Raw genomic sequence first — 14,536 nt, 5'->3', positions numbered from 1 at the left:
TTCCTATACCTCCACTTCTATCATAATTTGTGTGACATAATTATCCTTACCGCTAACAGATATTCCATCTAGCACATATTCCTCATAAGAAAAATTGCCGAGCTTTATATGTTGTGTATCGATGAATCTCATTATTTCTTTATAAGTTTTCGAAATGTCTTTATCATTCCCTACATGATAAGCGACGACATATAATCCTTTTGGTTTCGTATAGAAAGAAACGGCCTCCATATTATCCTCTGTTTTTGTATATAAATATGAATAATTATCATAATCTTCCTCTAAAATCTTTTCTTTGCTGACAATTGCACCGATAGGATATCCGATATCTAACTCGTTTTTATATAGAAAATCAATGAATTGTGATACAGATTTTAAAAAGGACCGATCCGAACAATCTAAAATCGAGTCACTTAAAAATAATAACTCCTCCTCTTGTTCCTCTAATCTAATTTGAGTAAAGTCCATCATTAGTGCATTTTCCGTTAGAGCTATCTTTGTATCGATTATCTTTTGTATTTGGTTCAGATTGTTTATCTTTTTTTGAATTTCTAAAGACTTCCCTTTTAAAAGTTCAATCAATTCAGCAGGAGTCTTGTTTTTCAAAAACAATTTAATTTCTTTTAAAGGCATATCCACCTCTTTTAAAAGTTCAATAACGTTAAAAACATCAAATTGATGATAGGAGTAATATCGATATCCTTTTTCATTTTTGATTTCTGGCGAAAGCAGACCAATTTCATCGTAGTGAAATAAGGTCTGTTTTTTTACATTGCACAGCTTAGCAAACTCACCTGTCGTAAAATATTTACGTAAATTATCGCTCATCGCTATTATTCCTCCTTGACTATATGGTTACCGGATACTTTAGGATGTAAATATACCATGTTAGTACATTAATTTGCACGAAAAAGAAAGGATTTGATAGTCATGGATATATCCATTCATGACGTAACACAAGAAAATGTTCAAGAGATATTAAAGTTAAGTGTGGGCAATTCACAAGCTTCTTTTATTGAAACGACTGAACAATGCATTGCGGAGGCAAAAATATGTAATCTCTACAAACCAGTTGGTCTTTATTTTGACGGGTGTTTAGTTGGATTTGCAATGTATGGCTATTTCCCTGAAGAAACGGAGAATGGTAGAGTATGGCTCGATCGTTTTTTAATAGACTCTAAGTATCAGGGCTTTGGTTACGGGACAATTATGTTGAATGCGTTGATTCAAAAACTAGTCATTGAATTTTCATGTACTCAAATATATTTGAGTGTATTTGAAGAGAATAGAGCTGCGATTCACTTATATCAAAAATTTGGCTTTCGTTTCAATGGTGAAATTGATCTAAAAAATGAAAAAATCATGGTAAAAAATATAACAAGTTTAAACGGACAGCAAGAATAATCTACTCTAAAATAACAGGAGAATAAAATGAACGAAACATTAAGAAACACACCAACAAAAAAATTATTTCTTTCGTATTTAATCCCTTCTTTACTCGGTATGCTACTAATGTCTGTCAATATATTAGTCGATGGTATTTTTGTTAGTAACGGAATTGGTTCAGAAGCTCTAGTAGGTATAAATATAGCTCTGCCTATTTTCTCTATTTTACTATCCATTTCACTTTGGATCGGGATGGGAGGAGCAACGCTTTATTCCATTTCAATAGGAGAAAATAATAAGCAAAAAGCACGATCTACCTTTACTCAATCCTTTTTCTTAGCCATTATTGTTGTTGGAATACTAGTCATTCTAAGTTTATGGAAGCAAAAAGAAATCGCATATTTGTTTGGTGCAAGCGATGAAATTTTCCCTTATGTAAAAGACTATCTTCATATTATCTTACTATTTGGTGTTATTTATGTGATGGAAAATATTTTAAGTATCTTTATACGGAATGATGGAAATCCAAAACTTGCGATGCTTGGACTAGCTATTACCTCTCTTCTCAATATTGTATTAAACTATCTATTTATTTTTGTAATGGAACTTGGTGTTGAAGGAGCCGCTTATGCAACCGTTCTATCAACCGCTATTGGATTACTCGTTTTACTACTACATTTCACTCGAAAAACGAGTATGTTGAAATTTACTAAATTTAAATTTGAGTTAGAGACAGTAATTGAAATATTAAAGATCGGTTTACCAAGCTTTATAGTAGAAGCTTCTGCAGCAATGACGATTATTGCGTATAATGTGACGTTTATGCAATTTGTTGGGGCAGTTGGGGTTACTTCGTATGCTATTGTAAATTATTTACACGCGGTTTTCATCATGCTTTTTATCGGCGTCGGTGTGGCACTCCAACCTATTGTAAGCTTTCATTATGGGGCGAAATTATATAATCGCCTACAGCAATTCTTGAAATTAGGTATTAGTACAGGGATATTATTCGGAGCTTGTATCTTATTAGTCGGCTTGTTTTTTGGAGATACAATTGTTTCGCTATTCGGAGTTACTTCAGAAGAAGTTTTTGAATATACGAAGCAAGGTATTTCCATGTTTTTCATCGGCTATTTATTTTTGGGATTTAATTTAGTGTATGCCGAATATTACCAAGCAATTAAGAAGATTAAACTTTCTTCTATTATAATAGTAGCAAGAAGCATCGTGCTTTTCTTACCGCTTTTGTGGTTATTACCCACATATGTTGGAAGTGATTACATTTGGCTTGCGTTCCCAATAGCAGAAGGAATTACAGCAATTGGTTTGGTAATCGCAAGATATACATTAAATGCATTAGCACCCTTCAAAGATACATCAGCAAATGGCATACATGTAGTAAAATCATAACAAACAGAGCTGCTCATTTGAAGGAGCAGCTTTTTTCGTTTTATAAATGCATACAAGACGCCAAATATAGCTTAATGAAGCACTTTCTTAGACGCTACAATTAACTCTTTTATATTGTCTAATTCCTCTCGATGAAATGCCTCGACAATCGCGCTTCCAACAATCACACCATCTGCTATAGAACCTACCGATCGAACTTGTTCAGGAGTCGAAATTCCGAATCCAGCAAGGACTGGAACCGGACTCATATCTTTCAAATGTTTCAAATGCTTTTCTAATTGAACATCAAATCCATCCCTTACTCCCGTAATCCCATTAACTGTTACCGCATAAATGAAGCCTTCACTAGCAGCTGCAATCATTTTAATACGGGCAGGAGAGCTCGTTAACGAAACAAGTTGAATAAGTGCCACTTCTGTTCCTATAAATATTTTCTTCAATAACTCACTTTCCTCCAGCGGTACATCTGGGACGATTAAGCCATAAACTCCACTATTCTTACACGCTTTTGCAAACGCCTCGATGCCATAGCTTAAAATCGGGTTTATATAAGACATGATAATAAGCGGTACAGTCAATTCATCGCGAATTGCACTTAACTCATCTAATATATCTCGTAATGTTACTCCACTTTGAAGCGCTCTCTCTCCTGCACGTTGAATCGTAGGGCCATCTGCAACTGGTTCAGAGAATGGGATGCCGACTTCGATTGCGGTAGCCCCTGCTTTTTGAAGGAAAATTATTTGTTCTCTTAACTCTCCATCTCCTCCCATAATATATGGAATGAATGCTTTTTCACTCTTCTCTAAACGTTGTTTTATTGCATCAGTCAATGTTGTTTTAGTCATTTTGATTACCTCCCAGCGCATCTCGAACTGTATGAACATCTTTATCACCACGACCAGATAAACAAATGACAACGATTTCCTCTTCACTCATTCCTTTTGCTAGCCCCGCGGCATAATAAATGGCATGAGCACTTTCCAAAGCCGGAATAATTCCTTCTGTTTTTGCGAGCAATTGTAATCCTTCCAACGCCTCGGTATCCGTTACGGATGTAAATATTACTCGACCTATATCATGTAAGTAAGAATGCTCTGGCCCAACTGCTGGATAATCCAGTCCAGCAGAAATGGAATGTGCTTCCTGTATTAACCCGTCCTTATCTTGCAGTACATACATATATGCACCATGCAAGACACCTTCTCTTCCACCCGAAATTGCTGAAGCATGCTTCCCTGTTTTAATCCCACTTCCTGCTGCTTCGATACCGAATAAGCCAACTTGCTCGTCTTCAATGAAGGGGTGAAACATCCCAATTGCATTACTGCCACCTCCTACACAGGCAACTATTGCATCAGGCAAACGTCCTTCTTTTTCTACTATTTGTCTTTTTGTCTCCACCCCAATAACTCGTTGGAAGTCACGCACAATTTTAGGAAATGGATGTGGTCCAAGTGCAGAACCTAGTATATAATGTGTATCTTCCACATTTGATACCCAGTATCGAAGTGCTTCATTCACTGCATCTTTTAATGTGCCAGAACCTTGGTCAACCGAAACTACCTTTGCTCCTAAAAGCTCCATACGAAATACGTTTAACTCTTGTCTGCGAATATCTTCTTTCCCCATAAAGACGACACAATCCATGTCAAATAATGCACAAACAGTCGCTGTTGCCACTCCGTGCTGTCCAGCACCAGTTTCAGCAACTATTTTCTTTTTCCCCATCCGTTTTGCAAGCAACGCCTGCCCAATTGTGTTATTAATTTTATGGGCACCAGTGTGATTCAAATCTTCTCGCTTCAAATATATTTTGGCTCCTCCAATATGACGAGTCAAACGTTCTGCAAAATAGAGTGGGTTCTCACGGCCGACATAATCCTTTAAGTAATATTTGACTTCTTCTATAAAAGACGGATCAGCTATCGCATTCTCGTAAGCTGTTTCTAACTCTATCAATGCTGTCATTAGTGTTTCTGGAACGAATTGACCTCCAAAACGACCATATCTACCAGTCTTTGTCTGTACCATTTGCTCATCTCTCCTCATCTTTAACCGCATGTATAAACGTACGAATCAATTGCTCGTCTTTTCTACCCTGTCTTTCCACCCCACTAGACACATCTACCATATAAGGTTTGACACGATTAATAGCTTCCTTAACATTTTCTAGGTTTAGACCACCCGCTAAAATAACTTTTTCTCGTGGTACGTTCAACCCCTCCATTAGCTTCCAATCAAATGTGTGGCCGCTACCAGCCTGTGGTGCGTCAAACAAAAGAAAATCTGTATCATATTGGTTTGCATGTTCTATATCTTTTTCACTTAGTAAAGCAAATGCTTTAATCGAAGGAAGATTTGCCGAATGAATGAAATCACTAGTTTCTCCACCATGATATTGAATTATATCTAATGGTACTTTATGGAATGCCGTTTTAATTTCTTCTTGCGTTGGATTCACAAAAACACCAACCTTCAACACGGAAGTTGGTATGCTTTTTGCTAACTCATGTGCTTTTTCCACTGTTATTTTTCGCTTACTCGATGCAAAAACAAAGCCAATAGCGTCTGCTCCCGCTTCTATAGCGGCGGTAACATGCTCTTTTTCCATTAATCCACAAATTTTCACTTTCATCATTTTAAAATGCCTCCCAACACTACCTGTAAGTCTTGGAGGACGTTATTAATGTTTTCGCTTCTCATAAGTGATTCGCCAACAAGCACTCCACTCGCACCTACTCTTGCCACTCGCTCTGCGTCTTCTCTTTTCCAAATACCACTTTCACTGATGAGAACTCGCTCTTCTTGAAACGGAAAGATAGCAGCAATTTCATCCGTACGAGCTAAGTCAACGTCAAAAGTTCGTAAGTCTCGGTTATTAACACCTATAATCTTGGCACCTACTTTTAAAGCACTATTTAACTCAGTTTCGTCGTGTACTTCCACTAATACTTCTAAACCTATAGTTGATGCATATTCAAAAAGGACTTTTAGTTCTTCTTCTTTAAGTGCAGCAACTATTAACAGAATTACAGAGGCTCCTGCATTTTTAGCGTGATCTATTTGCACTGGATGGATAATGAAATCTTTACATAGTACAGGAATAGGAACCGTGCGTGCAACCGTGGCTAAATCCTCAAAAGAACCTTTGAAAAAAGGGGTATCAGTTAAAACTGAAATACAAGTAGCACCTGCCTCATAATAGACTTTCGCCTGTAGTGCCGGGTCTACTTCTTTCGCAATAATTCCTTTCGAAGGAGAAGCACGCTTTATCTCTGAAATGACTTGCAAATTTTCACTGTAATATAGTCGATCAAATAAAGAGGGACGTTCTACATTTCTTTCTATCTTAGAAGCGGATTCCACTAGAAGGATTTCGATTTGTTTCTTTTTCTCAGTTAAAATCTCATCTAAAATGGTTGACATTACACTACCTCCCGTTTACGCAAATTGTTGCTGAATGCAATAACTGCTTCTAACTTTTCGAGTGCCTTGCCTGACAAAATACTATCCGTTGCTAGTTTGACTCCTTCTTGAATACTACTCACCATCGCATTTGCATAAAAACCAACACCTGCATTAAAGAGAACTGTATCAAAAAAAGGACTACGCTCCCCTGAAAGTACCCGCAGCATAATATTTGCGTTCTCTTCTGCATTTCCTCCTCGTATTGCTGATATAGGGGCAGATTTAAGACCGACATCATCCGGAGTTAATGAAAAAGGTATCAAATCACCTTTATCCACTAATACAAAAGAGTTTTGTCCTGCTAGAGACGCCTCATCCAACCCTTCTGCACCACTCACAACAATCGCTCGTTTTCGACCAAGCATCTGTAATACGGTTGCATATTCCATCGTAAAATCTGTTCTACTAATACCTGTATACTGGCTAGTTAGCTCTACTGGGTTTGTTAATGGTCCAATAAGATTAAAAATTGTTGGCTTACCGATCATGCTTCGAATTAATCCAATCCGTTTTAATCTTGGATGAACAGAAGGGGCATAAAGAAAAGTGATACCTTCTCGCGCAAGTAAATCCATCGATGCATCTGCATCAATTTGGGTATGTACCCCAATTGCCTCTAATACATCAGAACTACCAGCTGCACTTGAAATTTTCCTATTACCGTGCTTTGCAATAGATGCTCCCCCTCCAGCCAAAACAAAAGCAGATGTTGTGCTAATATTGAAACTGTTTAAACCATCTCCACCAGTCCCACAGTTATCAATATAATTGCCTTTTGGCTCATTCAGCTTTAAAGCAAACGACTTCATAACGGTTGCAAGAGCCGCTACTTCACTAACAGTTTCTTCTTTTTTAGATAATGCAATTAGAAAATCAGCTATTTCCTGAGCATCTGTCATTTCATTGAACATCAATCGCGAAGCCTCCACCATCTCTTCGTACAGTAAATCCTCGTTCTTCTCTACTTTCTCTATAAAACTTCTCATCTCTATCTCTCCTCTGCTCTGCTCTACTTTTTAGAAATAAAAAAAGCCCTCTTCAAAGGAATTCAAAAAATCCCTTTGAAGAGGACGGTATTGACCGCGTTGCCACCTCTAATTGGAGCGTACCTACTCCCACTTCATATCCTGTAACGTAGGAAACACGTCTACTTCTAAAACCAACTACACGTTCTCAAAGCAGCTCTCATAAGTCCATTCACATTTGCTACAAATCAGTTTTCACCAACCACTGACTCTCTTCATTGCACACAAATGTTACTCTTCTTATTCAAACAATTTCTCAGCTATGCTCAACTAATCTCAGCTCAACTGTTCATTAGGCGATCTCGCTCCCGAGATCTTCTGCCCATACCCGAACATTTAAGTTATTGTCTACTATAGTAGCAATACTTCTAATTGTCAAATTATTTTTTCTGTTAGTTATCGCAATTATTTTTAATCATATAGAAAAAACATAAAAATTACGCTTAGTTTTTAGTAAAGCTACGGCTACATCGAGTTAATAGAAACAATTAGTATTATCAATCATTTGTATTCTTATTTTTAAAATATTCACAGGTTAATTTTATAAAAGATTCGAGAGGCGGAGTCATCCACTTATCCTTATGCCATGCTATTTGAGTAAAAACAGGTGATAAGTTGTTTGCCCAAGCCAATTCCTTCATTTTACCCGATTCAAGTTCCGATTCGACTGCCATTTCTGGCAGCGCGGCTATTCCCAATCCAGCGATTACACATTGTTTAATCGCTTCTATACTACCAAACTCGAACTTATTTTTTGGGTATACTTCTACTGAGCGAAAAGAGTCTTCTAACAGAGTACGGTAGGAACATCCTGTTTCAGTAAGTAAAAAAGTTTCATGTTCAAGATCTTTAGATACTACTTCGTTTTTTGAAAGTAATGGATGATCTGATGCGGCAACCAGCTTTATTTTTTCTTGTGTAAGATATTCTATTTTTAAAATATCGTCCGACTTAGAGGTATCCATGAAGAATGCAATATCCAACAGACCCTCCTGCAGATTCCTTCTAGCCATTTCATCGGAATGTGCAGGTTTAAAGATTAATTTAACATCTGGGTAAAGTTTTTTAAACTCCATTAGAATATTTGGAAGTCGGTAGGTGCATTGACTTTCCTGTGCCCCAATCACAAGGGTTCCCGAAAATTTTTCACCACCTCCTACAATCATCTTTGCTTCATCGTTCAGTTTAATCATTTTATCAGCGTATAATTGAAACTTTTGCCCCGCTTCAGTCAAAATTAGACGCTTTCCTAGACGTTCAAACAACGGTGTTCCAAGTTCCACTTCAAGCGATTTAATCTGAGCAGTGACACTAGATTGCGCAAAATTTAACATTTTAGCCGTTTCAGTAAAATTCAGGTTTTCTGCAGCTATCTTAAAAGTAATGAGCTGTTTAATTTCCAACTTTCTCTTCTCCTTTCAATCGCTTTTATCGATTGATTCAATCAAAATAATCTGTTTTAATGATTTTCAATTTCATTATATAATTTAAACTATAGGAATACAAATAACTAAAAATGGAGGAATTGTTTATTATGAGTATTGCAGTACTTTATGGTGGTAACCGTTCGAATGGGAATACAGAGACGCTGACAAAGAAGGTCACGCAAGGGTTAATAGTAGAAGAAATATATCTAAAGGATTATTTGATTGAACCTATAATCGATAAACGTCACACAGATGAAGGGTTTTCAGAAGTCAATGATGATTATAACTCTATTATTGATTGTATTCTCCAGCATGATATTCTTATTTTTTCTACACCGATTTATTGGTATAGCATGACAGGGGTAATGAAAAACTTTATTGATCGGTGGTCCCAAACATTAAGAGATGATAAGTATCCCGATTTTAAAGATCAAATGGCTCAAAAAAGTGCATATGTAATTGCAGTGGGTGGAGATGAGCCAAACATGAAAGGTTTACCATTGATCCAGCAATTCCGATATATTTTTGATTTTATAGGGATAAACTTCGACGGGTATATTATTGGGATGGGAAACAAACCTGGCGAGATTTTTCAAGATAAGCAAGCGTTATATGCGGCTAATCAACTTCGAGATAAACTAAAATAATAATTTAGGCATTTCTTGGTAACACGAGGAATGCCTTTAAGATTGGGATTCAGTAATGAAAAATTAGTATGAGATAATATTTAAACAGTTTGCAGTTCCTCTTACTTTCGTTGATAATAGATTACATATCAAATAGAGAGAAGCGAAATAAATGAATAGAACCCTTGTAATAAGTGATATACACGGCGAAATTGAAAAGTTTGAACAATTGCTTAGCGATGCAAAATACACTCCAGAAGATGATCAATTAATTTTATTAGGTGATTATGTCGATCGCGGTCCAAATGCAAAAGCTGTTATTGAAAAAGTGATGAGCCTACAAAAAGCTGGAGCTAAGGTGCTAAAAGGAAATCATGAAGACATGATGATAAAAGCGCTAACAACAGATGTAGAAAGGTCTTGGAATCATTGGGTCAAGTTGTGCGGCGGGGATAAAACCTTATTTAGCTATGGTTTTTCCGAGAATGATATTGCAGTATGTGCAGAAGATTTTCAAAAACCGATACTAAATTCAGATACTCTGCAACAACATTTAAAATTTGTACAAGGGTTAGAAACTTACATAGAAACTACTAACTATATTTTTGTTCACGCTGGCGTACATCCAATGACACCTATTTCTGAGACAGATCCACATATCTTACTGTGGATTCGGGATGAGTTTCATAAGGGTTATACTGGTGATAAGACTGTCATCTTTGGACATACAGAAACAAGTTCCCTTCATGGAGAAACAGAAAATTATAAAGTCTTTTTTGGAAGCAATCGAATAATCGGTATTGACGGAGGGGCTGTCTACGGTGGTCAATTGAACTGTCTAGAGTTACCTAGTCAAAAAGTGTATTCGGTAAAATAAAACAAAGGTAAGCTTAAATTAATACATTTAGCTTACCTTTGTTCTCGTGTCTAATCTGCTATTACGTTATAAGATGAACTTTAATTTACGGAAGATAGTTGCAATAAAAGAGTATGCTGTGAGATTTTGATTTCTTTTCCTTCACGAATATCCTCGTTAATCTGTAAATGGCGCATTAATAAATTTTGTTGTAGCATTTGCTCATACTTTTCAAGGATTGTGTGAATTTCTTCATCTGCTTTTACTGTAATATCTATCCGCATATCGATTGGCAGATTTAATTGTTTTCTATACGATTGTATAGCACGGATTAATTCGCGAGCCATTCCTTCTTGTATTAATTCGTCAGTCAAATTAATATCTAACGTAACGGAATATTCCCCATTTGTCGCTGAGGCATATCCTTCCTTCGCTATTTGTTCCATTTGAACATCTTCGGCCTTTATTTTTAGCTGTGTATCTTCCATCATTTCTACAAAACCTGCTTGTAATAATTGTCTTACCTCTTCTTCTTCGAGATTTTGAAGGAAATGATGAACGGTATTGGAATGCTTCCCAAACTTTGCACCTGATTTCTTAAAATCAAGTTTAACCTTAGTTGTTACAAACTTGGCTTCATTCTCCGTTTGTTCAAATTTCTTCACATTCAGTTCATCCTTAATGATATCCTCATATAAATCCCAATTAATTTGTTTAGTTGAATCCATAAGCGATAATTTTCCCAGTGGTTGTTTTATTTTTAAGGAAACTGTATTCCGAATACTCCTCCCTAACTCTACTACATCTAAAACTGCTTCCATTTCTTTTTCCAGTTTCTCATCAATTAGTTGTTCATCTGCTAATGGAAAATCGGATAAATGAACACTTTTTCCTGTTAAGTTCATAAATACATCTTCAGCTATAAAAGGAGTGAGAGGTGCTAGTAGTTGGCTAATTTTCGTTAATACTTCATAAAGCGTGTTGTAAGCAGCTACTTTTTCAGGGTTCATACCATTTGACCAAAAGCGTTCTCTCGATCTTCTTACATACCAGTTACTTACTTGGTCTAACAGCTTAGCAATTTCCCTAGCTGCGTTTGTAAAATGATAATCATCTAAATTTTCTCGAACAGTTTTAATCGTGCTATGCAAACGTGAAACTATCCAATCATCCAATTTATTTTTCTTTTCATCGTATTCAGCTTTTGGGTTATAGTCATCTAAACTAGCATAAAGAGAATAAAAGCTATGCACATTGTCTAGGGTATCAACTAATTTCGATTTAGCCTCCTGTACAATTCGTTCCGAAAAACGCTTTGTATTCCATGGTGCACTATCGATTAATAAGGACCATCTTAACGCATCTGCTCCATATTTTTGGATCAACTCAACTGGATCTAGAGCATTGCCTTTGCTTTTGGACATTTTTTGTCCATTCTCATCTAAAATGTGGCCAGTCGATAATACTCGTTTATAAGGGGCTCTACCTGTAAATAAGGTGGAGACAGCAAGCAAGCTATAAAACCATCCACGAGTTTGGTCAATTCCTTCGATGACTACATCTGCTGGAAATTGCTTTTCAAAAAGTTCTTTATTCTCGAATGGATAATGGTATTGAGCAAATGGCATGGATCCACTGTCGAACCAGACATCAATTACTTCGGGTGTTCTAGTCATTGTTCCGTTGCAATTAGAACACTGCAGCTTTACTTGATCCACGTAAGGCTTATGCAATTCAATGTCCTCTATAGGCAGAATCGAATGTTGTTTTAATTGTTCGATGCTTTTTGGAGCGAACTCGTGATCACATTCTGAGCATTCCCATACATTGAGAGGTGTCCCCCAATAACGATTACGACTAATATTCCAGTCCACCATTTGTTCTAAAAAGTTGCCGAATCGGCCGTGTTTAATATGTTCGGGATGCCAAGTGACCCCTTCGTTATTTTGTATAAATTGTTCTTTTAATGCAGTTGTTTGGATGAACCAGCTTTCGTTTGCATAATACAAAAGAGGAGAATCACATCGCCAACAATAAGGATAGCTATGTTCATATTTTTCTTTACTATAAAGGAAATTCTTTTCTGCAAGGTAACGAACTATATCTACGTCACAATCTTTTACAAATCTGCCTTCAAAGCCTATAACTTCTGCAGTATACCTGCCTTTCTCATCTACCACATTAACGAACGATAAACCATTCTTCTTTACAACTTTATAATCTTCTTCCCCGTAAGCTGGTGCAATATGAACTATTCCTGTACCACTTTCTGCAGAGACATAATCCGCCAATATGACTCGATGCCCATCTTTTACTTCTACAAAATTAAATAAAGGGGTATAAGGAATATTCTTGAAATCAGCTCCAAGATGGACGGAAAGTATTTCATAATCATTTTTTAATACCGTATCTACTAGAGCTTCAGCTACTATAAAGATGTTCGCCCCTTGTTTTGCGCGAACGTATTGTAATGATGGATTAACCGCTAGCGCTACATTTGCTGGCAAAGTCCAAGGAGTTGTCGTCCATCCAAGAAAATATTCATTGTCACGATCCTTTATTTTGAATTTAGCTGTAGCCGATAAATCCTTTACTGTTTTATAACCTTGGGACACCTCATGTGAGCTAAGCGAGGTTTGGCAGCTAGAACAATATGGTGAGACACGATGACCTTTTTGCAATAGCCCTTTTTCGTGGATTGTCCCAAGTATATTCCATTCACTTTCAATATAATCATTGCTCAAAGTCAAGTAGGAATCATCCATTTCCACCCAGTAACCTAGTTGTTCAGTAAATTCTCTCCATTGCTTTTCATATACAAAAACACTCTCTTTACACTTCTCAATAAAAGCTTCTACTCCATATTTTTCGACGTCACTTTTACCTGAAATCCCTAGTTGCTTTTCCACGCCGAGCTCAACCGGTAATCCGTGCGTATCCCATCCTGCTTTTCGAATGACTTGATGACCAGTCATTGTTTTATATCTCGCCACGACGTCTTTAATTGTACGTCCTAAAGCATGCCCGACATGTGGCAATCCATTTGCAGTCGGTGGTCCTTCATAAAACACAAATGGGGGACTATCTTCTCTGTAGTCCACCGTCTTTTTGAATGTCTCCTCTTTCTCCCATTGTGCTCGAATTCGTATTTCTCGCTCTAAGACCGTTTCTTTTTCACTTGCTTTAACCATTTGATATCACCTCAATATTTTTTTAATAAAACATACAAAAAACCCGTCCCTGTATAAAGGGACGGGTTTAACCGTGATACCACCCTAATTCTACTTACAAACTTTCGTTCATAAATAGCACTTAGCCACGTACAATTATACGCGTTCCTTTTAACGGTAGACACCCGGTCTCACTTACTACGCTTCAGCTCGACTTCTCAGAGAGGATTTTCATAAATGAGCTGAACACCGGCTTTCAGCAACTACCGGCTCTCTTTGGAACAGCTTCACAAATTACTTTTTCTCATCAACGAATTTGTATGGTTTTATTACGTTGAATTTACCATAGGACAAAATAGCTTGTCAACTTAGTATATGCGTTATATATTATTTTGATAATAAATAAGAAAATCCGTCCATTCATCGTTTTCTAATGAAAAACGCTCACGTTTACATTCAAATGCAAAACCAGCTCTCTTTGCTAAATTTATAGACGGCATATTATCCGTATTAATATGCAATTCAATTCGGTGAAAATGTAACTCATGAAAGAATAATTGTTTAGCAACATTTACACTTTCAATTCCGTAACCATTTTTCCAAAACTGATTATGTATCGAATACCCCATCATCGCCCATTGATAATCCATCCTTAGAATAGTAATCAATTCCACTTTCCCTACATTGACACCATCTTCTTTTCGAAAAACTCCCAATATATACATTTCGTCTTTGTCCGCTGCTTTTTCAAACCCCTCAATCCATTGGACAAACCACTCTTTTGTAGAACTCGACATATCAGAATGGCCATCATCGTATTTGTACTGTGACGGCAATCGATCATCAAAGCTCTTATACCAATGTTCATAATCATCTTTTTGAAAAGGTCTGATAATCAGTCTTTTTGTTTCTTTGTATAAAATTGCTTTTTTCAACTGCGCTCCCCCTCGATTAATTGTTCATTAATTCAAAAATATCATACTAATGAATTAAAAACTTGATTCTAACGTAACGGTAGGTTTTATAATGATAAGAGGAATATTTCAGTATGCGCAAGTTGAGAATAATATTAGCCTAGTGATATGATAATAGTTGTAGATAAAGTACATATACGTAATGAGCCAGTGAATATAAAAGATTCCTACTTAATTGTTGGAAAGAAAAA

At 36.6% G+C, this 14,536-nt stretch carries 13 protein-coding genes and 2 other annotated features; of the genes, 4 read left to right on the top strand and 9 right to left on the bottom strand.

Translation table 11 applies throughout. The annotated features are described in order from the left end of the window. Positions 1-3: 3 nt before the first annotated feature. Complete coding sequence (locus FS486_RS02950) at positions 4-828, bottom strand: MerR family transcriptional regulator (protein ID WP_144509772.1); 825 nt, start codon at positions 826-828, stop codon at positions 4-6. A 102-nt stretch (positions 829-930) separates the two neighbouring features. Between FS486_RS02950 and FS486_RS02945 the strand changes: the two genes are divergently transcribed. Both FS486_RS02945 and FS486_RS02940 read left to right on the top strand, forming a co-directional pair. Then, positions 931-1,404, top strand: a complete 474-nt coding sequence (locus FS486_RS02945) for a GNAT family N-acetyltransferase (RefSeq protein ID WP_144509771.1) — start codon at positions 931-933, stop codon at positions 1,402-1,404. Between the two features lie 27 nt (positions 1,405-1,431). Continuing rightward, a complete protein-coding gene (locus tag FS486_RS02940; RefSeq protein ID WP_144509770.1) occupies positions 1,432-2,796 on the top strand; it encodes an MATE family efflux transporter in 1,365 nt (454 codons plus the stop codon). 71 nt (positions 2,797-2,867) lie between these two features. On the opposite strand, the gene trpA is transcribed toward FS486_RS02940, so the two are convergent. The 6 genes from trpA to FS486_RS02910 all read right to left on the bottom strand — a co-directional run bounded on the left by trpA (position 2,868) and on the right by FS486_RS02910 (position 8,695). After that, the gene (gene trpA, locus FS486_RS02935) at positions 2,868-3,644 is read right to left on the bottom strand and encodes a tryptophan synthase subunit alpha (RefSeq protein ID WP_144509769.1); all 777 of its coding nucleotides are present in this window, start codon (positions 3,642-3,644) and stop codon (positions 2,868-2,870) included. Further along, the gene (gene trpB, locus FS486_RS02930) at positions 3,637-4,830 is read right to left on the bottom strand and encodes a tryptophan synthase subunit beta (RefSeq protein ID WP_260858001.1); all 1,194 of its coding nucleotides are present in this window, start codon (positions 4,828-4,830) and stop codon (positions 3,637-3,639) included. The genes trpA and trpB overlap by 8 nt, the downstream gene beginning before the upstream one ends. 4 nt (positions 4,831-4,834) lie before the next feature. After that, entirely contained in the window at positions 4,835-5,437 is a 603-nt protein-coding gene (locus FS486_RS02925; RefSeq protein ID WP_144509767.1) for a phosphoribosylanthranilate isomerase, read from the bottom strand. Then, positions 5,434-6,225: an indole-3-glycerol phosphate synthase TrpC gene (gene trpC, locus FS486_RS02920; RefSeq protein ID WP_144509766.1), complete on the bottom strand. Its 792-nt coding sequence runs from the start codon at positions 6,223-6,225 to the stop codon at positions 5,434-5,436. The genes FS486_RS02925 and trpC overlap by 4 nt, the downstream gene beginning before the upstream one ends. After that, complete coding sequence (gene trpD / locus FS486_RS02915; protein WP_186321311.1) at positions 6,225-7,253, bottom strand: anthranilate phosphoribosyltransferase; 1,029 nt, start codon at positions 7,251-7,253, stop codon at positions 6,225-6,227. The genes trpC and trpD overlap by 1 nt, the downstream gene beginning before the upstream one ends. A gap of 77 nt (positions 7,254-7,330) precedes the next feature. Further along, positions 7,331-7,549, bottom strand: a binding site (T-box leader). Between the two features lie 240 nt (positions 7,550-7,789). Further along, positions 7,790-8,695, bottom strand: coding sequence for a LysR family transcriptional regulator (locus FS486_RS02910; RefSeq protein WP_144509764.1), 906 nt, complete (start codon positions 8,693-8,695; stop codon positions 7,790-7,792). 131 nt (positions 8,696-8,826) lie between these two features. Here FS486_RS02910 and FS486_RS02905 point away from each other — a divergent pair, with 131 nt between their 5' ends. Further along, positions 8,827-9,366, top strand: a complete 540-nt coding sequence (locus FS486_RS02905) for a flavodoxin family protein (RefSeq protein ID WP_144509763.1) — start codon at positions 8,827-8,829, stop codon at positions 9,364-9,366. Between the two features lie 151 nt (positions 9,367-9,517). Then, positions 9,518-10,222: a metallophosphoesterase family protein gene (locus FS486_RS02900; protein WP_144509762.1), complete on the top strand. Its 705-nt coding sequence runs from the start codon at positions 9,518-9,520 to the stop codon at positions 10,220-10,222. Between the two features lie 80 nt (positions 10,223-10,302). Here the strand turns inward: FS486_RS02900 and ileS are convergent, their stop codons facing one another. Continuing rightward, positions 10,303-13,392, bottom strand: a complete 3,090-nt coding sequence (gene ileS, locus FS486_RS02895) for an isoleucine--tRNA ligase (RefSeq protein WP_144509761.1) — start codon at positions 13,390-13,392, stop codon at positions 10,303-10,305. 54 nt (positions 13,393-13,446) lie between these two features. After that, positions 13,447-13,691: a binding site (T-box leader), on the bottom strand. A gap of 60 nt (positions 13,692-13,751) precedes the next feature. Then, positions 13,752-14,306 carry a GNAT family N-acetyltransferase gene (locus FS486_RS02890; protein WP_144509760.1) on the bottom strand — a complete coding sequence of 185 codons (555 nt, stop codon included), beginning with the start codon at positions 14,304-14,306 and terminating at the stop codon, positions 13,752-13,754. Positions 14,307-14,536: the final 230 nt, after the last annotated feature.

The organism is Bacillus sp. FJAT-22090 (assembly GCF_007676755.1).
Taxonomy (GTDB): domain Bacteria; phylum Bacillota; class Bacilli; order Bacillales_A; family Planococcaceae; genus Psychrobacillus.
Note: the sequence above shows the minus strand (reverse complement) of the source record. Positions and strands in the feature narration are given on the sequence as shown.